We start from the raw sequence: 23,641 nt of genomic DNA, 5'->3' as shown, positions 1-23,641 counted from the left end.
CCGTGATTGCGCTTCTGGCGAGATAGCCTGCACAACGGGAAGGTAGGCCACTAACTCGTTTGAACGTCCGGAATGGTCAGCCCCGCCTGCTCGGCCTCGCGGCGCAAATTCTGACGGGGCCTGGGGCCGATCTGCTGGATCACCAATCCGGCTGCCAGTGAGCCAAGGTCGCCGCAAGTCTGCAGGTCGCGGCCTTGCGTGTAGCCATGCAGGAAGCCGGCGGCATAGAGATCGCCGGCGCCCGTCGTGTCGACCAGTTCCTTGATGGCGGTCGCCTTGATCACCACGGTCTCGTCGCCGCGCACGATGACGGAGCCCTTTTCAGAGCGTGTGACGGCGGCGATCCGGCAATCCTTGCGGATCTGGGCCAGCGCCTCGTCGAACGACGATGTCTGGTAGAGCGACTTGATCTCGTGGCTGTTGGCAAAGACGATGTCGACCGTGCCCGAGCGCATCAGGTCGAGGAATTCGTCGCGGTAGCGGTCGACGCAGAACGAATCCGATAGCGTCATCGACACTTCGCGGCCTGCCGCGTGCGCCAGCTTCGCCGTCTGGCGGATTGCCTCCGTGGCGCGCGGCGGGTCCCACAGATAGCCTTCGAAATAGGTGACCTTGGCGCCGGACGCCTTGTCGGCCTCGACATCCTCCGGTCCGAGCTCGACGCAGGCGCCGAGATAGGTGTTCATCGAGCGCTCGCCGTCGGGGGTGACGAAGATCATCGAGCGCGCCGTCGGCGGCTCGCCCTTGAGCGGCCTGGTGTCGAAGGCGACACCCTGTGCATGGATGTCGTGGGCGTAGATTTCGCCCAGCGCATCGTTGGAGACCTTGCCGAAGAAGGCGGCGCGGCCCCCAAAGCTGGCGACGCCGGCCGCCGTGTTGCCGGCGCTGCCGCCGGAGGCCTCGATCGCCGGGCCCATGCGGCTGTAGAGCAGTTCGGCGCGTTGTGTGTCGATGAGGTTCATCGCGCCCTTGATGATGCCGTTCGTCTCGAGGAATTCCTCGTCGCACTGGGCGATGATGTCGACAATGGCATTGCCGATGCAAAGCACGTCATAATCCGGCATCAAAATCTCCGCCAAAACCCGAGCCGGCTTCTTGCCACGCCGGCCGGGCGTGGTCTCGCGAGTTGAAATGGGTTGCCGCATGCGCTTGATCCAGCCGCCCTCACGCAGCTGCCGGTCCGGCTTCACGCAGCAAATCGTCAGCTTTGTCCGTCTTCTCCCAAGTGAACTCAGGCTCTTCACGCCCGAAGTGTCCGTATGTCGCCGTCTTGCGGTATATCGGCCGTAAGAGATCAAGCATCTTGATGATGCCTTTCGGTCGGAGATTGAAAACCTCGAGAACAAGGCGCTCGATCCTTTTTTCCTCGATCCTTGCGGTTCCGAAGGTATTGACCATGACAGAAACCGGACTGGCCACGCCGATCGCGTAGGCAAGCTGAACCTCGCAGACCTCCGCAAGGCCGCTGGCAACGATGTTCTTCGCGACATACCGGGCGGCATAGGCCGCCGAGCGGTCAACCTTGGATGGGTCCTTGCCCGAAAAGGCACCGCCGCCGTGACGCCCGGTCCCACCGTAGGAATCGACGATGATCTTCCGTCCTGTGAGGCCGCAGTCGCCGGCAGGCCCACCGACCACGAACCGCCCTGTTGGGTTGACCAGAAATCTGATCCCCGAAGTATCCAGGTGGGCCGGCAGGACCGGTTTTATGATCTCCTCAATGACGCCTTCGCGGACCGTGGCTTGTGAGACCGCTTCGTCATGCTGCGTTGACAGGACTATGGTATCCAGCGCCACCGGGCGGAGCCCTTCGTAGCGTACGGACACTTGAGATTTCACGTCCGGACGCAGCCAGCCAAGCTGTCCCGCTTTCCGGACCTCGGCCTGTCTTTTCGTCAAATGGTGAGCGAGTTGGATCGGCAGGGGCATCAATGTATCCGTCTCGTTGCATGCGAATCCAAACATGATGCCCTGATCCCCTGCCCCTTGCCCGAGATCCTGCCCTCGTCCTTCATCAACGCCCTGGCTTATGTCGGGCGACTGCTCGGTGAGGGCCAGAACGACGGCGCAACGTTGACCATCAAAGCCAATCGCATCATCGTCGTAGCCAATATCGAGTATCGTATCGCGGGCGACTTGGCTGTAATCGATGTGTGCATGGCTGGTGATCTCGCCAGCCACAACGACCATCCCCGTCTTCACCAACACTTCACAGGCGACGCGCGCCTTCGGATCGGTGCGCAGGACCGCATCGAGAATGGCATCGGAGATGTTGTCTGCCATCTTATCGGGGTGTCCCGCGCCGACGGATTCGGAAGAGAACACGAACTGCCTGGTCATAAAAATGCCCTCGCTTCAAGTGCTGGAGTTAGTGAGGAGTTTCTGGATTGGGGTGGCTTATCGGTCGGTGATGCCGGGAACATCGAACGCAGTGCAGAAGTCGACAACGTCTCTTCGTACGCTCGCATGAACTTCCTGGTCATCGGGCTGGCGGCAGACCGAGTCGATGAAAGCGGCGATCTGCACCATCTCCGTTTCGCGCATGCCCATGGACGTCACCGCTGGTGTCCCTAAGCGGATGCCGCTTGTCAGCGCCGGATGCCGTCGGTCGCCCGGGACCATATTGAAATTCGCAATGATGCCTGCACGCGATAAGCGCTCTGCATAGGCTTTGCCTGACAGCGGCCGGTCCCGAAGATCAAGGATCAGCATGTGATTGTCAGTGCCCCCGGTGACGAGTTCATAACCTCGCTCCAGAAGCGCCTGGGCCAGAGCCTTGGCGTTGTGGACGATCTGCTGACCGTAGACACGAAAGGACGAGTTCGCTGCTTCCTGCAAAGCGACGGCAAGCGCGGCGATAGTATTCATATGCGGTCCGCCTTGCAGAAGAGGGAACACGGCGCGGTCTATACGTTTGGCCAGATTGTGTTTGCTCTTCGGATGATGGAGGGGCTGATAACGGTCTTCATTCCTTGATAAAATGAAGCCACCCCGGGGACCGCGGATCGACTTGTGAGAGGTGCTGGTGACCACATCGCAATGGGACACGGGGTTCGGATGCACTCCTGCGACAACCAGGCCGCAGATGTGGGCGATGTCAGCCACCAGATACGAGTTCACCTCCGAAGCAATTTCGGCCATTGCCGCGTAGTCAAAAATACGCGGATAAGCAGTTCCGCCGACCCAAATTAGCTTCGGGCGTTCCCCCTTGGCGGTCTCGCGCAAGTGGTCATAGTCAATTTGCTGTGTCTTTTCGTGCAGCCTGTACGGGACGCGCTGATAATCGCTGCCGGAAAAATTGACGGACCAACCGTGAGTCAGATGGCCGCCTTCGGGTAAAGGCAAGCCCATGACTTTGTCACGGGGGCTCAAAAGCGCGCGATAGACAGCCTGGTTGGCTGGCGAGCCTGAATAAGGCTGGACGTTGGCGTGTTCACTGCCAAATAGCGCTTTCAGGCGCTCGATCGCGAGGGTCTCAAGCTCATCGACGATCTCGTTTCCGGCGTAGTAGCGCGCACCGGGGTATCCCTCGGCATACTTGTTGGTGAAAATCGACCCGGTGGCTTCCAACACCGCCGAGGAGGCAAAGTTCTCAGAGGCGATCAGTTTGAGAGTTGTCCGCTCCTGGCGCTCCTGTCTTAGAAGCAGTTCGTGAACGCGGGAGTCGACGGCGGCTAAGTGAGGCCGCCCGTAAGTGTCGGGCTGCGCGATGGCGCCGCCGGCGGAGTTATCCATGGTAGTCGCGCTCCATTTGGACTGATCTATTTCACGATCAAGCAGGCGGTCCCTTCAACCGCGCGTCTTGTATTGCTTCCAGGCGTTGTAGGTCTCTTTTATGGTGGCCATCATCGTGGGGCAGGAGATCGACCACCAATTGAGCCAGCCCGCCATCCTTGCCTCCTGCTTGCATATGGTACGAAGACTGCGGACGTTGTTCGTTGCAGCAAAGAAAGTTGGCTCTGACCAGCCGCCGGACGTGGCGTCGAACCTGCTCGCGAGGCAGACTGGTAATATCGGCCAGCTCGCCGACGGTTAGATCCGCATGCGCGCAAAGGCCCAGGATTCGAAGACGATCAAGATGCGCTGCCGTCCTTAGGCGATTTACCAGTGTCAACATTGGTTGGCATCAACCCGGACGGGATGCAGCAAGCCGCTAGCCCTTCTATCCCCATCAATCCGCATGAGACCTCTCTCGTCATTTGCTGTAAATCCGCTGGTATGGATGCTAATGGAAGATGGATCACAGTCCTTTCTACGACTAAGACGCCAGATATTGTGGCGAATGTACCACCTGACAGGAGACTACGCTCACGAACATTATGTGAATTTTTTTTAACGTTGCTGAGAATCAAGAATGAGGTTTGGCGAATGTCTCGCCGTCGACTGCCGAATCCTGCCCGACGGGATTATGGGGTGCGTAGCCTACTTGTCCTTTCCACATGACCAGCGACGATGGGGCGAAGGCGGCAGACATAGCTCTGGAGCATGCTGCGGTGTCTTTGGCCTGAAGCCGAGGAAGGCGGACCGTGGCTTCCGCGCCGCTGCCGGGAGCCCGCGAACAGGCCAAGTGGATCAGCCGGGTGTTGCCGTCATAGAGCGTGAGACGCAAAGCTGGCCAGCCGCGCCCTGAGGCTGACGCACCGCTCAGCGTCCACCTTGCTCTCGAAGCCCATCGGCATAGCGCCGATAACGACTTGACCGCGTGCGTGTCGACGAGCGATCGGTGAGCGCAAGGATCGAGGGTGCAGTGCAGGATAATGCTGTTTTAAATCAGCGCTGTTTTCAGCCGACTGCCTTGAGCGTGGGCACAAGGATATAGGCCCAAGGCAGGAGATCATCGTCTGGCTGTTCGGGAGGCCGCCCTGGGCGCGCGACAGCCGTTCCTTCGGCTGCGCCGCTCCGCCACCATCCGCGCCGTGCCTTCCGGAGACCATTCCCGCTGCCGGCCGGCGCCCGTGAAAACCTCGACCCGGCGCACCGGCTCGAGATGGCTGGGCTCAGCGTAACTCTGAAGTCGTCATATACCGAAGCCTTCACAGACTTCGGACATCCCCCTCACAGTCCGATCCAGATGGCGTCAGGAACACCGCTTGCGTTGATGCGGATGAACCCCTGCTTGTGCCACAATGACCCTTATGTCAGCGCGCGAGCCAAAGCTTCCGCGCAAGGCGACGGCTAGGATAAGGCAATGCCGACGAAGGGCACATTGCTTGCCACACTCTGGAATGATGGCATGCTCGGAAGGCCTAGGTTTTGCTCAGGGCCGCCTGCAAGGCGCGCTTTGAGGTTATTCACATAGCCTTCTGCGTAGTCCTGCGCCGTCGAGACCGAAAGATCAATGCCTGCCGCCAAGGCCTCTTCCATCAGGTGCTTTACGAGCCCATTTCGAATGGCCAGCTTGACCTCGGGGCCTGCGATAAGGCCGATCGCCTGCGCGGCCATATTGAGGCCAGCTTCCTCCAGCGCTCGCTTCATATCGCCTCCGTTAATGGCCGTACGCAGGAGATTGGCTGCTTGCGACTCAGCCTCGAGAACCATCGAGGCAAGATCGGCTACTTGTCCGAGGCCCGGAATGAAGCTGAGCAGTCCCACCGCCGTTGCCGCCAAGTCGAGCACTTTCGTCTCGATTTTGAGCACGGAGTCGACGACGTGCATGACGGCCCCGCCGTTCTTTTTGGCTGACTTAATGTCAGGCTGGTCCATCAGGCCCATCTTCATGTCCGCGACGGCATTCTGCTCTTCTGCGGTTTGGGCGCCGTGGGTGATTGGCTGCTGAACGTTGCGGTTCGCAGACGACATGTTTGTGCAAAAATGGGCAAAGTCTTTTTTGCTGATATTGCCGGAATCAACCGTATGCCCGCCGCCAAAGTCGAAGAATTTATGATGGGTCTTATAGCCCGTGATCGAATTGTTCAGGAGGCCAAACAAAAGAGGATCTGAAAGGAGCTGAGAGGCTGCTTCCCGCACTTTCGGATCAAGGCTCTTGTCGTCTTTCATTTTCGCCAGTTTGTCGCGAGTCAGAACACCGCTTCCAAAGAACGTGTCCTGATGGTCCTTGATCATCTCGACCGTATTCAGCTCAGTTTGCGTGAGGCTCATCGACGATGAGGCGACTTGCAGGAAATCCTCTTTGTGCATCTTCCCTTTCGAGCCACCGCACAACTGGTTCCAAGCATCGGGGTGATCGAGGAAATATTGCGCCGCCGCAATGACCTGGGGCGGAAATTTGCCGTTTTTCGATTCGCCGCCGACCATTTTCTTGAACTCATCCAGACTCAGGTCCTTGGACAGATTTTCGGAGTACCGGTAAAACTCCCGCAAGGCATCGCTCAAAGTCATGACCGAAGGCTGCAAACCTCCGCTGCCGTCGGATGGTATGTAGTTCTGCTCGTAGCTTTGCGCTTGGGCTTCCTGAAATGCAGCAACTTGTGGGTGGTGGTTTGAAAATCCGGCCAAGTCCTTGGCGTTGATCTTGCCTCCACAGCGGCCGTCGCCCTGCGAGCCAATCGCATAAAAAAGTCCCGAATCCTGCTGCAGTCCCTGGATCGCCGCTTTCAGATCCGGTGGCGTAGAGGGATCATTGGCTTTGTCGGTCAACGACTTCCAAGTAAGCGGGCATTGGTCCTTGTGACGGTTGAGTACCGCAACAATCTGCAACTCAGCCGTGGTCAGCGACCCACCGTTCCACGTGATTCCGGGGCTCGGCCTGGGAGCCGGCTCGATCTTCGGGGTGACGCGGAGCAGATGTTGGGCTTCAGTCGCCTTGGAGCGTTGCGATTGGTCCTCCTTGAGAGCCGCCCTCATATTTGGCGGCAGCAGATCCAGTGGGTGTTGCTCCAAGCCCTTCAATGTCAATTCGACATCCGGTGCCAGATGGCCCAAAGGGTCCTGCCGCAAGTTATCCATTGTCGAATCAAGATTCGACGCTGGCAGATCCCCTTCCGCGAAAGAGCCGGGCTTGTCTGCCAGCACACAAGTGGACAGCATCGCTTCGAAGCACGATGCACTTTGCTGATGCTGGGTCGCAAAATGGGAAACTTTCAGGCCCGGCCAACCCCTTGCGGACTGTAGCGAATTTGAGCGGTAGAAAGTTGAAAGATTGCTGGCCGACATTATGCATCCTCAGACGTGACGTTGAAATCCCCACAAGAGACCCCGACAGAAGATCCCTTGCGTTTCACAAAATTCGACAATTCCAAGCGTCGGCAGGTCACGAATGCGCCTGCCCTGCCTTCAATTGCTGTGTTCCGGGCCGGCTCCAAGGTTCGGTCCAACACAATGGCCGGAGTCACCGCGAGAGCTGCCGGGACTCATCATGAGCGGATTAGCTTTCGAGAAACTGACGAGTTTGCGAAGAGTTCACAAAGGGGTAGCCGCAGTCATGTTCTTCAGAGCTGCGGGAAATCCTCAATGTTCATTTCTTGCCCAGCTCAGGCTTCCCGCCAACGCTATCCTGTTGTGGGATGTCAGAAGAATAAGAAGCATCCGGTCGTCCGTCGCGAACGACCGTAGTGGAGGAGCCACGAAACAAGATCAGCACTGATTCCTTTGGCGTGGCCGCTATGTGAGTCTGCGCCTGCGCCTGCGCCACCAAGCCGTTAAAGGTCTGCTCCACGAGTGCGACGAAGCGCGGTGGACCGGAAACGAAGACGAGGCCATTGCCTGGCACGGGTTTGACCACATAGCGCTCGTCGGAGATATCAAGCTTGTCGAGAGCCCCCTTGAACGCATCGAAGCGAATCGACGTCATCAAAAGCATTCGAGTTTGCGATTCTTGTGCAGCAGACACATAGAGCACAAGGCCGTCATAGTACCATTGGAGACCGTAAAGGTTCGTCAAGCGGTCGAGGAACGCGCGCGGTGGCAAATCAGGCATACGTCCGCGAATTCGCCCCTTCACCGCAGGACTGATGTTGACCCTGATATTCAGGTTGTTGCCGAATTCCTGCAACGCTGCAGCGAGTTCCTGATCCAGAACCGTGTATCTATAGGGTGTCGCCGGAAGGGACAGCGGGACTGCGTGCGCCGGTTGAATCCCGGTGGACAGAAAAAACCCGGCACAGAGAAGTCTCAAAACATGCAGGGTGACGGGTTGGATAAGCGTTCTCGGCATGTCGCACTGATAAACCAAACGCTGAAATCATCACAAGTGACTAAATTGCCGAAGAGATTTTAGATGTCGAAATGACGCCGCCGTTAGTCAGCTTGTTGTCAGCTTGCCCCCCTAGGAGTGTTGCGCCGACACCGGGTGATGAATGGGCGGGGCCCGCCCGGTCAGAGAGAGCAACCGAGTCCTTACATGATGATGCCTGTCACGTCGATCTCTGCCACTCTAACGGCTGGCCTCCCCAGGGTCGGATCACCGTCGATTGTCGAGCAGGCCCAGTTTGAGCGCGCCTTAGGGCATGCAGCCGACTCGCTGAAAAACAATGCCGCCGCGGAGCCAGCGAGTGCGGCGCCAGTTGCTGCGGCGATGGATGTTCAGCGCGCGGCTGCGCCGACGAGCGGCATGGGCGATCGCGTGTTGCAGACGATTTCCTCCCTATATCCACACAACACTGTTTCCTTCCCCGCGCTCGACCATGACATAGCCCTTTCGAAGGGCGCTCTACCGGGACCGGCGCAGAAGCTTCCCGTCGCAGGTGAGGCGGGAACCGGAATCTCGGGCATTCCTCAACAAGGGCAAGACTTCGAAACGATGATGGCTGGTCTTCGGGATGTTTACAACGGCGTCACCCAGGTGGCGCTTATCTCCAAAGGCGTCAGCGGCGTCACATCATCCGTGAATAAACTTTTGAAGGAAGGCTGAACCGCGCGCATGATTGGCTTGGCCGAGGGCGAAATCATGCGTGGCCTGTCAGGGTGGCGGTCGGTTAGACTTGTCATGCTGCCAGTTCTCGTCGCCCTCAGTGCTTGCAAAACCGACCTCTACACGCAATTGCAAGAGCGTGAGGCAAATGAAATGCTCGCACTTCTTGAAGACAACGGGGTCGCCGCGATCCGGGTGGTCGCCAAGGATGGGACCAGCACGATCCAGGTTGACGAAAAGCTGCTCGCCTTCTCAATCAACCTTCTGAACGCCAAGGGGTTGCCGCGCCAATCCTTCAAGAACCTCGGTGAGATATTCCAAGGATCAGGCCTGATTGCCTCGCCGACCGAGGAGCGTGCCCGTTACGTGTATGCCCTGAGCGAAGAGTTGTCGCGGACGATCAGCGATATCGATGGCGTTTTTTCTGTACGTGTTCACGTCGTGCTGCCGCATAACGACCTTGTGCGAGCCGGCGCCACGCCATCCTCGGCCGCGGTGTTTATCAGGCACGACGCCAAAACAAATGTCGCGGCTCTGCTGCCAAAGATAAAGATGCTGGTAGCCGACAGCATCGAAGGCTTGTCCTACGATAAGGTGGAAGTGGTTTTGGTGCCGGTAGAACGGTCCGCACACGAGCAACGGCCCGATCCGACTGCTGTTTTGCCACAAGCATCAACACCTCTTCCTGCGCCAATTCTGGCGACCGTGACAGGTTTTGCCGCAGCCGTATTCGCAGTGGCCTGTTATCTCTTGGTCAGCGTTGCTACGCGTCGGCGCAAGCAATCAACCGGCGTTTCCAAGGTCGAGGGGCGCCGGGATGCTTCTGCTGTCGAGGCCATTCGCAAAAGAATGCCTGCAATTGGACGTGGGTGACATCTCATTGCCAATGCCTATACAGACCGCCCGACCTGATGGTCCGCACCAATTGCGTTTTCCGGGCGCGAGCGAGCTTGCGGCTTCGGCCCATCCGACCCGTCTAGCGGCGCGTCTTGATCCAGCGTTATCGGCAGAAACGTTAGTGAAGTTGCAGAAGTGTTCCAGACTGCATCCAAGGCTGGCAGAATTGCTGGGCAACTATGACGTGGATCTGAACCACATCGGCTGCAGGCCGGACCTTCTACGCGGGCACGATCCATATCGAGCTGCCCTTCTTGCTGGTAGTATCTGGCATGCCCGTTCGCTGGTCGCGTTTGTCTCTCAGCCTGAGCTTGCCATCCTTGTTAAACGCATCGGCGTGGATGCACACGCATTCGGAATCCGACACCTGCTGCATGCCGTTGAGAACAGACTGATCGCGGACCCAGAAAAACTCGCTCAGCAAATCGAATACGATGGACATGCATGTCTTGGGGCTTGGCTCCAGGACAGTTCAGCGACCGAGCGTAACCGCGTGCTTCTTCGGTTGCCCGAGGGGACTGCCGCGGAGACTCCAGCACCTGAGCATTGGACCGCCGCCGGCCAATTGCTTTCACTTGTACTAGCTCATTTTGAGACAGAGACCCCGGTGAAATGACAGCCGAACTTTCCGAGGGGCCAATAGCGCCGCAGATGCGTCCAATCGGACCACTGATACCCGCGAGCGAGCTCGAAACCTGGCACAGCGCCGCGCAAGCGCTTGCCGCGGCAGAACGGCATCGGCAGCGCGTTCGAAACTGGGCACGCGCCGTTTACCAGCGGGCGTGGGTGCGCGGCCACATGGAGGGCTCGAATGCAGGCACCGAGGAGATGGCAGGGCTGATTGCGGAGACAATCTCCGAAATCGCGCGACGAAAGGCGGCTCTGGAGCAGGAATTGCCGCAGCTCGTGATGGAAATATTGAGCGATCTTATCGGCGCTTTCGATCCGGGCGAGCTACTGGTGAGGGCTGTTCGTCACGCCATAGAGTGTCAATACAGCGGCGCCGAAGTTTGCCTTCATGTTTCTCCCATGCAAGTCGACATGCTTGCACGAGAGTTTGCTCGATGCGACGGCCAGGATGGTCGACCAAGGGTGCGGATCGAGCCCGACCCGACGTTGTCGCCGCAACGGTGCGTGCTGTGGAGCGAGTACGGCAATGTCGACCTGGGACTTGACGCCCAGATGCGCGCGCTGCGCCTTGGTTTCGGGACGCTATGTGAAAAAGGCGAGCTATGAGAAAGCCCGTCCCAGAACATAACGCTGACGCCGACACTCGAGCTCTCGTTCCAGCAATCTCGTCTTTGAGGGCTGCGGCCAAGCGAATTGACACGCGTGCGGTGCGCGGTCGGATCACGCGGGCTATCGGCACACTGGTTCATGCCGTCTTGCCAGACACTCGTATTGGGGAACTTTGCCTCCTAGAGGACCCGCGAACCGGGCTGTCGCTCGAGGCCGAGGTGATCGGCCTGTCGGGTGATGGTGTATTGCTGACACCGATCGGGGACTTGGTGGGCCTATCCAGCCGCGCAGAGGTCGTGGCCACTGGCCGAATGCGTGAGGTGCCCGTCGGCGGCGATTTGCTCGGTCGCGTGATCGACAGTCGTTGCCGCCCATTGGACGGCAAAGGCGAAATCAAGACCGTCGAAACTCGGCCCCTGCATGGCAGAGCCCCCAATCCGATGACGAGGCGCATGATTGAGCGGCCATTCCCGCTTGGGGTCCGTGTCCTCGATGGTCTGCTGACGTGCGGCGAGGGCCAGCGGATCGGGATTTATGGCGAGCCAGGTGGTGGCAAGTCGACGCTGTTGTCACAGATCGTAAAGGGTGCCGCCGCTGACGTCGTCATAGTGGCGCTCATAGGCGAACGTGGACGGGAAGTTCGTGAATTCATCGAAAGGAATCTTGGTGAAGAGGGCCTTCTCCGTACGGTCGTCGTGGTTGAAACATCCGACCGCTCGGCGGTAGAGCGTGCGCAATGCGCTCCAATGGCGACTGCGCTCGCGGAATATTTTCGCGATCAGGGCCTACGCGTTGCTCTCATGCTGGATTCGCTGACGCGCTTCTGCCGCGCTATGCGCGAAATAGGCCTTGCTGCGGGTGAGCCGCCGACGCGACGGGGCTTTCCTCCTTCCGTTTTTGGCATGCTGCCAGGCCTGCTCGAGCGCGCCGGCATGGGTGAGCGGGGCTCAATCACGGCCTTCTATACGGTGCTTGTAGAGGGTGATGGCACGGGTGATCCAATCGCCGAGGAATCGCGTGGTATTCTCGATGGCCATGTCATCCTCTCACGCGCTATTGCGGCGCGATCGCATTTCCCCGCTATTGATGTGCTGCAGAGTCGCAGCCGCGTCATGGATGCAGTCGTTTCGGGGACACATCGCAAGGCAGCATCCATTTTCCGCGAGCTCCTATCGCGCTATGCCGAGACCGAGTTCTTGATCAATGTTGGCGAATACAAGCCAGGTGGAGATCCCCTGACTGACCGGGCCGTCGCGTCAATCGACGAACTGAGGGAGTTTCTGCGCCAGAGCGAAGATGACGCGTCAGATTTCGAGGAGACGGTCGCATGGATGTCGCGTCTGACCGCGTGAACTGGGTTCAGTCTTCGAGGTTACGGCTTCTGAAGGAAATGCAAGAGCGTCGTGCCCTTGGCGAGCTGTCCAAGAAGGAAGCCCAGCGCGATGTGGCCGCCTCAGCCGTACAAAATGCCTCTAGGGAGCTTGCAATGATACAGCAACATTGTTCAAGAAAAGAAGCAGCGCTCTATCAGCATCTGATGTCACTCGACAACTTGTCTAGCGCAGCGCTCGACCGTCACCGCCTTCACACTGAACAGCTTGCCGCTGAGATCAATTCCAGACGGCAGATGCTTGATGATACCCAAATCGCTCAAGAGGAGGCTGAGATGGCGGCGTCCAGGACGAGGGAGCTATGGGTCATATGTTCGGCGGCAAGGGACAAATGGCAACAAATCGAGGACGACGTGCGGCGCGCCGTCGAGACTCATTCGGAGGCCGCAGCCGAGATCGAGGCCGACGATGAGATACTGCTGAAATATGCGAGGGGGTCGCTTGCCTAAATGCCGCGCAACCGGATCCGACGGTCGCAAGAGGTCGTCCGAATGACACGACCGTGCAGTCTTTGATAGGCGCTGCGGTCACACCCGCCATGTTCGAACCAGTTCTGAAACTGTCCCGCACGGTTGTCTCGTGGCTCAATGATACAGGAGCGCCGCGCACGCCGTTTCAAAGCCGGATCAACGAGGTGCCGCTATCGGTGCGAACGGCAGGGCTTGTCTGGCAGCAGGAACCTGCTGCCATTCCGATGCTTGACTGCGTCTGGAGAGTGGGAGCCGAAACGGTCATCTTGTCACTGTCGCGCCCGCTCGTAGAGGAGTTCATCACGACAGTGCAGAACGGCTTGGCCTTCCCTTCCGAGCCAACTGCTTCGCTAATTCTCGAACTCGCTCTGGAGCCGCTTGTCACTCGACTGGAGGAGACGACGCGTCTGAACGTGCAACTCGTGCGGGTATGCGAAGCCACGATGCTGGCTCCTCATCTTGAACTCGACATCATTTTCGGCGCGGTCAAGGGCAAGGGCCGTCTATTCCTGTTCACGCCTCTTGACGGCTTAGTACCGCCTGCGTTTCGCGCGCTAGGCGAACTGCTTGCCCAGTTGCCGCGGCAGCTGGGCGGGCTGCCTCCAGAGCTCCCGCTCATTGTTGCAGGAGAGGTCGGCACGCTTCGCCTTCCTGCGGCGCTTCTTCGAAGCGCATGTGTCGGTGATGCATTGTTGCCCGATATTGCGCCGTTCGGCCGCGGCCAGATCACCCTAGCTGTCGGCCAGTTGTGCGCCGAGGCGGATCTTGACGGCGATGAATTAATCTTGCGGGGGCCTTTCCGCCCGCGACCGTGTCCTTTGGAGAGTGCGCATATGACACAACCCGGATCGCAACTGGAGCTTACTAAGGATCTCGACGATGTCGAGATCGTGCTTGTCTTTGAATGCGGCCGCTGGCCTATTTCTCTTGGGGAATTAAGAAGTGCCGGCGAAGGGCATATTTTTGAACTTGGATGGCCGATCGACGGCCCGGTCGACATAGTGGCCAATGGTCAGCGTATCGGGCGTGGCGACATTGTCCGCATCGGAGAAGAGCTGGGCATCAGGCTCCGTGGCGGGTTTGCATGCAATGAGTGAAGCTCAGCCGACAATCCTGGCGCTTCTTGCGGTTACCGCCGGACTCGGTCTGCTGGTTTTAGCAGTTGCCACGACAACGGCCTTTGTAAAGGTATCAATTGTTCTTTTCCTCGTCCGCAATGCGCTCGGGACCCAGACCATACCACCCAATGTGGTGCTGTACGCCGCGGCGATGATCCTCACTATGTTCGTTAGTGCGCCCGTTGCTGAGCAGACCTATGACCGCATGTCGGATCCCAAGCTCCACTATCAGACATTCGACGACTGGGTAAGCGCCGCTAAAGCCGGAAGTGAGCCCTTGCGCGAGCATCTCAAGAAATTCACAAATGAAGAGCAGCGGCGATTTTTCCTATCTTCGACAGAAAAGGTCTGGCCAGAGGAAATGCACGCTGCAGCCACGCCTGATGACTTTGCAATACTTGTACCATCTTTCTTGCTATCAGAATTGAAGCGCGGATTTGAGATGGGATTTCTACTTTATCTGCCTTTTATTGTTATAGATCTGATAGTGACAACTATCTTGATGGCAATGGGTATGTCGATGGTCTCACCAACTGTTATATCTGTCCCGTTCAAGATCTTTTTGTTTGTTGCCATTGATGGTTGGTCAAAATTGATGCATGGGCTTGTGCTGAGTTATACGTTACCGGGAGGCTGATCATCACTGAATCCAGCATCATTACTCTTATGAGCCAATCACTGGTGGTTTTCATGATCTGGATTCTACCGCCGCTCATTGCATCAGTGGTTGTCGGCCTCGTTATCGGCATCCTCCAGGCGGCGACGCAGATCCAGGATGAAAGCTTGCCGCTCACCGTGAAGCTTCTGGTCGTTGTCGCGGTGATTGGGCTGTTTGCTCCTGTGCTAAGCGCCCCGCTCATAGAGCTAGCCGATCAGATCTTCACCGAGTTTCCCGCAATGACACTTAGCTACTAGTCCGCCCCATGGACGCGCCATCGGCCGATATTCAAATTCTGATCCAGACGGCTCTCGAACTCGTCGTTGCGGCAGGTCTTGGGGCAGCCCGCGCGATGGGCATCATGCTGATCTTTCCCGTATTCACACGCTCGCAGATCAGTGGGCTGATCCGGGGCTGTTTGGCTGTTGGCTTCGCACTACCATGCCTGGCACACGTCAGCGGCGGATTGCCGGCGCTGGATTCTGATACACGCCTGATCCAGCTAACCCTGCTCGGATTCAAGGAAGTTTTTGTCGGTGTACTCCTTGGCACTTTTCTTGGCATTCCGCTTTGGGGCCTTCAGGCTGCCGGGGAGCTTATCGACAACCAACGCGGCATCAGCAGCCCGACCGCTTCGGCCGATCCCGCGACGAACAGTCAGGCTTCCGCGATGGGCGTTTTTCTGGGGATCACTGCGATTGCCATATTCGTCGGATCAGGAGGCCTGGAAACTTTGATCAGTGTCCTGTACCGCAGCTACTTGATCTGGCCGGTGTATCAGTTTCACCCGACACTGAGCGGGCCAGGAGCAATGGAGTTGTTGGGGCTTCTCGACCGCATAATGCGCACGGCATTATTGGTATCGGGGCCTGTCGTGTTCTTCCTGATACTGATTGATATATCGATGATGCTGCTGCGTCGCTTTGCCCCGCAATTTAAGGCGAGCCAACTGTCTCCGGCAATCAAGAACATTGTCTTTCCAGTTCTCATGGTCACCTACGCTGCCTATCTGGTGGAGAGCATGAAACTGGAGGTCACACAAGCCAACGGCGCGCTGGAGTGGTTCGACAAATTGCTGCCATGAGCGACACAAGTGAAGAGAAGACACACGCCGCCAGCCCGAAGAAGTTAAGTGAAGCGCGCAAAAAAGGACAGCTGCCACGTAGCTCCGATTTCGTCCGCGCGGTCGGGACTTGCGCTGGGCTCGGCTACCTTTGGCTAAGAGGCAGCGTGATCGAGGACAAATGCCGGGAAGCGCTCCTATTAGCCACCAAGTTGCAGAGCCTACCTTTCGATACCGCGGTGCCGCAGGCATTGGTTGTGCTCGTCCAACTCACCGTCGCGGCTGTTGGCCCGCTGCTTGGAACCCTCGTCGCCGCGGTGATTTTGGCCAGCCTGCTAGCCAATGGTGGATTTGTCTTCTCTCTGGAGCCGATGAAGCTCAGCTTTAAGAAAATTGACCCCTTTGAAGGGCTGAAGCGCTTGGGGTCTGCTCGTTCCATGGTCGAAGTCTGCAAGACCATGTTCAAGGTATTGGTTCTCAGCGCAACCTTTTCCATTGTCCTTCTCGGGATGTGGAAGACAATGGTCCCTCTGCCGATCTGCGGCATGGGCTGTGTTGGCCTCATCTTTATGGAGACAAAATTGCTGATGGGAATTGGCGCCGGCGCACTGCTGGTCGGCGGACTGATCGATCTCCTGCTCCAGCGCGCGTTGTATCTGCGCGAAATGCGCATGACCAATACCGAAGTGACGCGCGAGTCGAAGGATCAGCAAGGAGCGCCAGAGTTGAAAGGTGAACAGCGTCGCATCCGCGAGGAGGCGGCCGACGAGCCTGCGCTTGGCGTGCATCGCGCCACGCTGGTCTTAACAGGAAGGGCGGTCCTGATCGGTCTGCGTTACGTTCGCGGTGAAACCGGGGTGCCGTTCTTAGTTTGCCGTGCCGAAGGTGAGCGCGTTTCACATGTGTTGAGTGAGGCGCGGGCACTACGCCTGACGATCGTCCATGACCATGTCTTAGCGCGTCAGCTGATAAGCACTACAAAACTCGGCCACGCGGTTCCTATGCAATATTTCCAGCCTGTCGCGAAAGCATTCTTTGCCGCAGGCTTGGCCTAGTCATTGGAAGTCCACGACTGCCCAGTTCAAAACTGACCTGGTTCCATGCTAGTGGCAAATGTCGGCTGGCCATCCGTGCCCCAGTGTCTCTGTCAGGCCAACCGCGCAACCGCGGGCCTGGGGCAATCACTCCCCTCGGATCTGCCACCCAGCAACTACGGCAAGTCCTCCGGGCATGACCTTTCAGCCTCTGCTGGCCGGTGCGTGGCGCAGTCCGAGGTTTTGAGGCCGGCAGTGCGGATTTGATTGGTGCAGCCGTTGGAATGCCCTCGTCAGCTAGTCGTCAACTAAGCGCCCTATGTTGAACAGCCGTGCTAACTTGAGCTCGGTTGCGAAACATAGGAGTACGAATCGTCATGTATGGTCGAATTGGTGGCTCATCCGATAGTTACCGCGCGCATAATGCCGGCGAGCAATCGGATGCAGGAAGCGAAGGGTTCGCGGACACATTTGCCCGAATGCACTTATCCGGATCGGAAGGTAGCGGCGCCTCATCATCGGCGGCTCCCCAAGCATACTCCCTCAATTCCCGACCTCCTGTGGTGGAGATCAACAGGACTTCCTTCAGGAGACAGGTGAGGCAATTTCATGGTGATGAAATCACGCACATCGCCGACAATCCTCAAGAGTATTCGGAGTTCGTATCGTCACGAGCCAGGCGCACCGCGGACGTTGCTCAGCAATATGGCATCCGTCGAGATACGGAGCACGCGCGATATTTCAGTTACCAATTGGGAGACCGGAGTGCCGGACTGCTGAGAATGGAAGGCGGATTCAGCATGAACGAGTTCGAATCGGAAAGTTGGCGGGAACAATTTCCTGGTCGAACTGAGGTCACTTCCATAGTGGATCTTCAAGTCGCCCATCCGCTCGTCGAAAATGCGGGCGATATTCTGCTGGAGCATCAACTTCGGATAGACGGCGACCGACCGTTGCTGAATTGGCGTGCGGCTAATCCGGAAGCACAAGCGCGCGCGCAGACGATGGGGTTTGTTGAAGTGGATCATGGCGACCTGGTGCTTGACCCTACGCAGCATCCCGACAAATGGACGAAGAACAGTGCCGGTGAGTGGCAGCGTGCAGGCAAACCTCCACTCTATCTCCACAAAAACGAGGACAGCGACAGCAGCGATAGCGGGTCCGACGAGGATTTCATGTGATTTGTCGACCCGCCGCCGAGCCTTGCAACTGGTGACGGTTGCAAGGCTGTTGGCAGTGAATGCTAATTGTCCGGCGACAGCCCCGCCTTAGCGCCAGCGCCGCCGAGCAATCCAGCCCATCTCCCAGACAATAAACTGCGGATGCGCATCGTGGGTGCTTGCGAGCGGATTGTATTCGGGCCGGAACTCCGCCTCTTGGATACGAGCTCTCCCGAATCCAATTTTCTCCACCACACCGTTGGGTCGTTGCGATGCGCCGATCCCGATCGGATCAGCTATGCCTGCTCCGCGCTCGCAGGAAGACCTTCCGCCTCGATCTTGGCGGCGCGATCTCGGCGATAAGTTGGATGGGAGGCAAGATACGCCGCCACGTCAACAGCAGGTAACGCGACATCGCAAATCGGCCCTGACGGTAGCCGATCGACTCCAATCGCCGGACCGCAACTCGCGCAGCGGCATTCGCGGTTTGGCCAGGAGAAATGCTCGCTGACTCACAGCGTGGCCGGCCGCATTCTGCCCTAGACCCCAAAGTACGTGCCCTGTCATGCAGCCTGCGCCGACGGGAGCTCGGCACGCGAATGGCGTGGTTGGCGGCCAAGCCCCGAGGTCAACAAGGACTTACAGAAAGCGGGGGTGAGTTTGCCGCGATGAATTATGACCTTCTCGCGACCGGACCTAGCATCGGCTTCCTCTCGCTCTCGATTGTAGCCGCGCTGTTCGTTGGATTTAACGTGGCAAGCGGTGAATTCGGAATCAGCCAGCCCTTCCAAGTTTCTGGCCATGACCGGGCGACTCGTGTGGATGTGCACCCACATCGGGCTCGGCATCGCACCATTGACCAGCATCTTGGGCTGCAGCTTCATCTCAAACAGCTTTCCTGGCTCGCCACGCAGCGCGACCGGTGCCTCCGGCGGCATCAATTCGTCGGCATTGCACAAATGTTCCAGGTATTTTTGCGCCGGAAATGCGTAGGTCTTCATGCAATCAGTCGTAATGCCGGCTTTTCCTTCATTCAATGCGTTGGCCTGTCCCAGCACCATGTTCAGCAACCCTTTGAGCTGGTCTGTGCGTTCGTGCACTTTGGGTAGCTGGGTGGAGGTGAGTAGCAGGCGTACATTACGTCCCTGCAACCCGGCGAGACAGGTTTGCATCTCAATGGCCTGGGCTCGCAGGTACTGGGCCACATCGTCCACGACCTTACCGGCCTCCTCAGGCTTCATCTGGCGCACTTGGGAGACGACGCTTTGCTGACCGGCCAGATCGAACTGCAAAAGTTCGTCCAATCGTTTGAGCCGCTCCGTCAATACCTCCATTGACAACGCGGCGCCCCCGATTGTCGAGCCTGCCCCCGACGAACTCGCAGCCACCTCTTGCGCTCTCACCTGTGTACTCGCAACTTGATCCGAGCGCGCGAGAACCTTGGCTGCTGGCACTGTGCCGGCGTTCGCAGCGACTGGTGTTGATGGCTGCCCGGCGGCAGAAGTCCCGGCGCGAGCTGCCGACTTATGCTTTGACTTCCCTTTCCTTCGCGCTGTAGTGCCTTCTGACACTGCAGCCGTACCAGCAGTGTCAGCCGGTATCGCAGCGCCTGCCCTGGCCGGCATCGCAGCGCCCGCCTGGGCCTGTGGCGCCATGATGGCTGACGGCGGAGACTGCAGGTTCAACAAGTGCATGGCATCGTGCGCAGTGATCCATGCATCGTCCACGATCCGTTCGAACAGTTTCAATGGGAGGCCGGCATCTGGGTAGGTATGGCTTAGCTTGGTATGCACCTCGTGCAACGCCAATCCAAAATCCGAAAGCCGCTCCATGATTTTTTCTACAACCGCGCAATCATGAGCGTTGAGTGCTTTGCCATCATCCATTATGCCCTTCGCCAAAGAGAGGGCGCGAAGAGCTTCTTGAACGGCGCTTGCCATCAGCTGCACCACTCCATTTCGACCGACGAGGAGTTCCTTCAAATCTGGCTCGAACCTGCTCGCCCGCAGTTCAATCTTGGCCCGCGCAAGACCGATCCGCTCACGGACCAGCCAGATCCTGACACTCAGTACCGAGCCGGCACGCAGCCGCAGTGCGCACCGCTCGGCTTCCCGCATCACGGGCGTTCCACTGGATAGGCTAGCGGTGGCAGCGCAGGCGGATCGCTGCCGTTCGGAGCGCCATGCCTTTTTTTCCCACCACTTAATTGCCGCCGTATGGTGGTTCTCCACATTTAAAATCAACAGCTCCTGCCGGTCCGCCTGGGAGTAGGAGTAGAGTTTATCGACCATACCTGCCGCTTTCTTGGTCTTTTTGTCCAATTTCGTGATCGTCGACAGGCCAAGTTTGTCTACTTCATTCGCGGCGTCGCACACGATCTGGCAACATCTACGCACCTTGTCGTCTGGCATAATTGTCTGCGCCTCAGCCGCAGGCAGGCTAGCGCGGTACTCCAGAATTGCTGAGGCTGCATCGACGACCCGACTGATCAGCTCCACCGCCTCCTCGGGGACGTCGGTTTTCCTGGCCGCAGCCTCGCAATCAGTCAGTTGTTGAACAAGACTGTTCATTCTGAGCTGTGTCGGACTGATATCTTCATTTGACGATGAGCTGGTGCCTTCCACCTGCGCGGTTGATAGTTGGCTACCGACCGGCGCCATGGCTTCGCCCTCAGACATGGAGGGAGAACCGCGCCGCCTTGCGGCTGCGCCACGTGGCGCTACGGTTCCGCGTGGTGGCGCAGCGGCTCCACGTGGCGGTGCGTTCAGGATTTGATCTTCGCCAATCGAGGCGCCTGGCAGACTTTCGCGGGCATCGCCTGGACCGCGCGCAACTGGAAGGGAGGAGGGCCTCCTATCGGCGTCCCCAGAGCGCATCTGCTCCACAACGGAATCGAATGACTGTCCACCTTCTCCCGCAGCAAGACTTGATTGCGAAAGGGAACTGCTCGCCCGCCCCGCGCGGCTGGCTCCAGTTTCAGCCTGCGATTTCCGTGGTCGGCCAATGCCCTTCATATTGCGTCTCCGTAGTAGGCGAGAATGTGCTGCTATTGTGCTGGCGGCTGACGAGACCAGCGGCATCTTTCGGTTAACGTCACGGTCAGCCAGACCCGCGACGGCGTAATGTTCCCGCCAAAGTGCTTCTCAGTAGCAGGCCAAGATTGGCCCGAGCTCACAGGACTTTCGCAACGTTGCCATCGATGTCCTGAGATTATCAGCGCTTCAGTCCGCCGATTTCCAGGAACAGCGAATGAAATCAGACCAACTCGGCTAGCTCCCCTTCCTAGACACGTGCCTGACGATTTTATTGAGGCGTCACTCCTCTCGTTCGCCACCGACAAAGTCACACATTTGCTTCAGAGAAGCGTGTGCGTTGCGTATCGCGCGGGAAACCATTTCGATCTATAGTTACAAAAAGTGTCGAGACGGGACCTTTGGATCCGAAGGTCAGGCACGGCCGGCCTAGATAGACCGCTTGGCTGACGATTAGCTGACGATGGGAGTTCTCACGAACAGGGCAAGAAAATCCGACCGCTTCAAGCTTTCGATATGGTGAGAAGAGGATCCGCACCGGCCTCCCAAAGCCGGCAGACCATCCCATGTTCGTACGGTCGCCGACCTTCTCGAAGCCATGAGCTCACCGCGCCGGGCCGTGATGTGCAGGCGAGAGAATGGTGATGCAAAGACCGAGTTCCTGCTCGTTGCGTGCGCCCGTGGAGCCAGCAAGAATACGGTCATTGCGGTCATGCAGCACGTGGACCGTGTCTCCTGTTCGACACCACAGCATCGAGGATGCAAACGAGCTGCTGCGGCTGCCATTCGGTCGCGGCATGCGTGGACGGCGGGATTGGCCGAACAGCCGAGATCGTGGTCGACTGTTCGATGCGAGAGCAACATCCTGCAGAGCATACGTTTTTGCGCAGGCCGGTTTTTGTCAAAAGCCGTCAGGTTCTCGAAAGCTCCCGCCCTTAGCTTGATCGAGGTTAACCTTTAACACGTCGCCGCCAATGGCAAATGCCGGAGTACCTGATGATAGCAGCAATTGGGAGTGGAGTTGGCAACCTCGGGACTTCCTTGATCCGAAAGGGCCATGGGGATTCGAAATCCGAGCATTCTGGTGATGGCAAGCCGGCTGGTGGGAATGATGGCAAGCCAGCTGGTGGGAATGATGGCAAGCCAGCTGGCGGGAACGATCGGGCGGATAACCGGACCGTTTCAAATGATCAACTTCAAGACAACTCACAGTCTGCAGCACAAAGTGAAGCCTTCCAAAGTATCCTGCGATCGTTCGCGTTCCAATTCGCGAACGATGCGATGGCTGAGGCCGATGAAGCTTTGGATGACACAGAAGATGCCTGACGCGGGAAAATCCGGCGTGAGGTCATACAGGCCGTTATTGACGGCACAACTCCAACAGAAAAAGGAATGATCATGGCTGCAGTTGATAATAATAAAAAATCAGGCAATACCAATACCAGTAGCGCCGGCAATACCGATAAAACTAACAGTGGCACTCCCGGCAATACAAGCGGAGCTGATGCTACTGCTTTTCAGGCGCAAGTGCAGGAACTAACCAATGTTAGCTTGGAGGCGACGAAAAGGAGTGTCCAGTTGCGCACTCTAACGACCAATCTCCAGACCATCAAGAAGGCCGCCGACGAACGCGTTTCGTAATGTCGGAAGCGGGTTTTAGACTGCCCCCTAGCGCGTCTCCTTATTGACGCGACGTAGTCCCGAAATGAGCCGCATGGCAATTGCCATGCGGCTTCTATCCTGTTTGAGAGATGCTCTGTGGATGACGCCGTTTCCCTCCGTTTCGAAGTGCGTTCGGGGCACTATTGCGGTCTGACCGGCAAGACGGATCTTCAAAAGTGTTTAATCGGCAGCGGCTTCGATGCCGATTTGGTCTTTGTCGAGCAGGGACTGGCACCGCATCACCTTCGTGTAACTCTTCTTGGCAAGTCGATCGAACTGGAGGCGCTTGCACCCGGACTCAGTATCGAGGGCAACCGGAATATCGCCGCAGGCCAGTCCGTTGTTGTGCCCCTTCCTGTCGTCCTGCTCGTAGGCGAGATGTCCATTGCTTTGTCCGTGCAGGATGCAGAGCCGCCTGGTTCGACCGGCATACCGCGCCTACCGATCGGTGTGCTCGCCATGGTCATAATCAGCTCACTCGGGATCGGCGCGCTTTCAGGCACGATCTCCTATCTTGGCAATGCAAGTGGATCGAGCCCCAATTCACTTCGGGCTGAAGTCGCGTCCAGAACGATCAGTCACCGCGCTGACAATGAACTTACGGAGGCAGCGGCCCAAGAGCTGCAGGAGGAAGTCGATCGAGCGGGTCTTCTCGACGTCAAGATTGGGTCGGCAAAGGGTGTTGTGACCGCCGAAGGCACCGTCACGTCTGAATCGGTCATCAGCTGGCAGAAGCTTCAGCAATCGTTCGATCGTCGCACCAAGGGTACTCTAACACTGGTGAACGGAGTGCTCATCAAAGAGGAGAAGGCGCCATCCGCAATCGCGGTCGAAGCTGTGTGGCATGGGGTCCAACCATATATTGTCATCGACAGCGAGAAGTATTTTGTCGGCGCCATTTTGGCTGATGGATGGGTGGTCGATCGTATTGAGGACAGCCGTGTGCTGCTGAGCAGGAATGGCCGCATTGCTGCTCTCCAATATTGAAAGCTCGCAGGCCCCATCAAGCAGCACTCTATGGCCAGCCAAACATCCTGTCGCGCTCGGTGCTGACAAGCTGGCTGCGTTGGAAACATTTGCTGCCCAGCCATTTCGCGCCTGCTTGTGG

Annotated in this window: 22 protein-coding genes; 15 read left to right on the top strand and 7 right to left on the bottom strand. The window is 58.0% G+C overall.

All coding sequences use genetic code 11. The features are described from left to right. Window positions 1-50: 50 nt before the first annotated feature. The 6 genes from EOC93_RS07355 to EOC93_RS07325 form a co-directional block, all read right to left on the bottom strand. A complete protein-coding gene (locus EOC93_RS07355) occupies window positions 51-1,064 on the bottom strand; it encodes an adenosine kinase (RefSeq protein ID WP_127204240.1) in 1,014 nt (337 codons plus the stop codon). Between the two features lie 100 nt (window positions 1,065-1,164). Next, entirely contained in the window at window positions 1,165-2,340 is a 1,176-nt protein-coding gene (metK, locus tag EOC93_RS07350) for a methionine adenosyltransferase (RefSeq protein WP_127204239.1), read from the bottom strand. A 57-nt stretch (window positions 2,341-2,397) separates the two neighbouring features. Further along, complete coding sequence (gene glyA / locus EOC93_RS07345) at window positions 2,398-3,735, bottom strand: serine hydroxymethyltransferase (RefSeq protein WP_127204238.1); 1,338 nt, start codon at window positions 3,733-3,735, stop codon at window positions 2,398-2,400. 37 nt (window positions 3,736-3,772) lie between these two features. Then, window positions 3,773-4,117, bottom strand: coding sequence for a helix-turn-helix domain-containing protein (locus tag EOC93_RS07340; protein WP_084831489.1), 345 nt, complete (start codon window positions 4,115-4,117; stop codon window positions 3,773-3,775). 1,058 nt (window positions 4,118-5,175) lie between these two features. Then, complete coding sequence (locus tag EOC93_RS07330; RefSeq protein WP_245461390.1) at window positions 5,176-6,987, bottom strand: HrpF/NolX family T3SS translocon protein; 1,812 nt, start codon at window positions 6,985-6,987, stop codon at window positions 5,176-5,178. Between the two features lie 427 nt (window positions 6,988-7,414). Next, entirely contained in the window at window positions 7,415-8,113 is a 699-nt protein-coding gene (locus tag EOC93_RS07325) for a secretin N-terminal domain-containing protein (protein ID WP_127204236.1), read from the bottom strand. Window positions 8,114-8,299: 186 nt separating this feature from the next. Between EOC93_RS07325 and EOC93_RS07320 the strand changes: the two genes are divergently transcribed. The 12 genes from EOC93_RS07320 to EOC93_RS07265 all read left to right on the top strand — a co-directional run bounded on the left by EOC93_RS07320 (window position 8,300) and on the right by EOC93_RS07265 (window position 17,860). Then, entirely contained in the window at window positions 8,300-8,809 is a 510-nt protein-coding gene (locus EOC93_RS07320) for a nodulation protein NolB (RefSeq protein WP_029354864.1), read from the top strand. 9 nt (window positions 8,810-8,818) lie between these two features. Then, window positions 8,819-9,682 carry a type III secretion inner membrane ring lipoprotein SctJ gene (gene sctJ / locus EOC93_RS07315; RefSeq protein ID WP_029354862.1) on the top strand — a complete coding sequence of 288 codons (864 nt, stop codon included), beginning with the start codon at window positions 8,819-8,821 and terminating at the stop codon, window positions 9,680-9,682. Then, on the top strand, window positions 9,627-10,322 hold the full coding sequence (locus EOC93_RS07310) for a nodulation protein NolU (RefSeq protein ID WP_268931536.1): 696 nt from the start codon (window positions 9,627-9,629) through the stop codon (window positions 10,320-10,322). Before sctJ ends, EOC93_RS07310 begins: the two co-directional genes overlap by 56 nt. After that, window positions 10,319-10,942 carry a type III secretion system stator protein SctL gene (sctL, locus tag EOC93_RS07305; RefSeq protein ID WP_091595841.1) on the top strand — a complete coding sequence of 208 codons (624 nt, stop codon included), beginning with the start codon at window positions 10,319-10,321 and terminating at the stop codon, window positions 10,940-10,942. The genes EOC93_RS07310 and sctL overlap by 4 nt, the downstream gene beginning before the upstream one ends. Next, on the top strand, window positions 10,939-12,297 hold the full coding sequence (gene sctN / locus EOC93_RS07300) for a type III secretion system ATPase SctN (RefSeq protein WP_024505372.1): 1,359 nt from the start codon (window positions 10,939-10,941) through the stop codon (window positions 12,295-12,297). Before sctL ends, sctN begins: the two co-directional genes overlap by 4 nt. After that, complete coding sequence (locus tag EOC93_RS07295) at window positions 12,273-12,785, top strand: hypothetical protein (protein WP_095486055.1); 513 nt, start codon at window positions 12,273-12,275, stop codon at window positions 12,783-12,785. The genes sctN and EOC93_RS07295 overlap by 25 nt, the downstream gene beginning before the upstream one ends. A gap of 89 nt (window positions 12,786-12,874) precedes the next feature. Continuing rightward, the gene (gene sctQ / locus EOC93_RS07290) at window positions 12,875-13,903 is read left to right on the top strand and encodes a type III secretion system cytoplasmic ring protein SctQ (protein ID WP_126105039.1); all 1,029 of its coding nucleotides are present in this window, start codon (window positions 12,875-12,877) and stop codon (window positions 13,901-13,903) included. After that, entirely contained in the window at window positions 13,896-14,561 is a 666-nt protein-coding gene (gene sctR / locus EOC93_RS07285; protein WP_095486053.1) for a type III secretion system export apparatus subunit SctR, read from the top strand. Before sctQ ends, sctR begins: the two co-directional genes overlap by 8 nt. 2 nt (window positions 14,562-14,563) lie before the next feature. Further along, window positions 14,564-14,839, top strand: a complete 276-nt coding sequence (locus tag EOC93_RS07280; protein WP_024505375.1) for an EscS/YscS/HrcS family type III secretion system export apparatus protein — start codon at window positions 14,564-14,566, stop codon at window positions 14,837-14,839. A gap of 8 nt (window positions 14,840-14,847) precedes the next feature. After that, window positions 14,848-15,666: a type III secretion system export apparatus subunit SctT gene (gene sctT / locus EOC93_RS07275; protein WP_091595845.1), complete on the top strand. Its 819-nt coding sequence runs from the start codon at window positions 14,848-14,850 to the stop codon at window positions 15,664-15,666. Next, window positions 15,663-16,700 carry an EscU/YscU/HrcU family type III secretion system export apparatus switch protein gene (locus tag EOC93_RS07270; RefSeq protein WP_029354843.1) on the top strand — a complete coding sequence of 346 codons (1,038 nt, stop codon included), beginning with the start codon at window positions 15,663-15,665 and terminating at the stop codon, window positions 16,698-16,700. The genes sctT and EOC93_RS07270 overlap by 4 nt, the downstream gene beginning before the upstream one ends. Window positions 16,701-17,056: 356 nt before the next feature. Continuing rightward, complete coding sequence (locus EOC93_RS07265) at window positions 17,057-17,860, top strand: Effector protein NopP (RefSeq protein ID WP_127204235.1); 804 nt, start codon at window positions 17,057-17,059, stop codon at window positions 17,858-17,860. Window positions 17,861-18,402: 542 nt separating this feature from the next. On the opposite strand, the gene EOC93_RS07260 is transcribed toward EOC93_RS07265, so the two are convergent. Continuing rightward, window positions 18,403-20,517, bottom strand: a complete 2,115-nt coding sequence (locus EOC93_RS07260) for a hypothetical protein (protein WP_029354840.1) — start codon at window positions 20,515-20,517, stop codon at window positions 18,403-18,405. Between the two features lie 1,350 nt (window positions 20,518-21,867). Between EOC93_RS07260 and EOC93_RS07255 the strand changes: the two genes are divergently transcribed. The 3 genes from EOC93_RS07255 (at window position 21,868) to EOC93_RS07245 (ending at window position 23,520) form a co-directional block, all read left to right on the top strand. Beyond that, a complete protein-coding gene (locus EOC93_RS07255) occupies window positions 21,868-22,197 on the top strand; it encodes a hypothetical protein (protein ID WP_091595908.1) in 330 nt (109 codons plus the stop codon). 72 nt (window positions 22,198-22,269) lie between these two features. Beyond that, window positions 22,270-22,512 carry a nodulation protein NopA gene (locus EOC93_RS34655; RefSeq protein WP_224570034.1) on the top strand — a complete coding sequence of 81 codons (243 nt, stop codon included), beginning with the start codon at window positions 22,270-22,272 and terminating at the stop codon, window positions 22,510-22,512. A 117-nt stretch (window positions 22,513-22,629) separates the two neighbouring features. Continuing rightward, the gene (locus tag EOC93_RS07245) at window positions 22,630-23,520 is read left to right on the top strand and encodes a hypothetical protein (protein ID WP_127204234.1); all 891 of its coding nucleotides are present in this window, start codon (window positions 22,630-22,632) and stop codon (window positions 23,518-23,520) included. Window positions 23,521-23,641 lie beyond the last annotated feature (121 nt).

This window comes from Mesorhizobium sp. M6A.T.Ce.TU.002.03.1.1 (assembly GCF_003997275.1).
GTDB classification, from domain to species: Bacteria; Pseudomonadota; Alphaproteobacteria; order Rhizobiales; family Rhizobiaceae; genus Mesorhizobium; species Mesorhizobium mediterraneum.
This window is presented reverse-complemented; position numbering and strand designations above follow the sequence as displayed.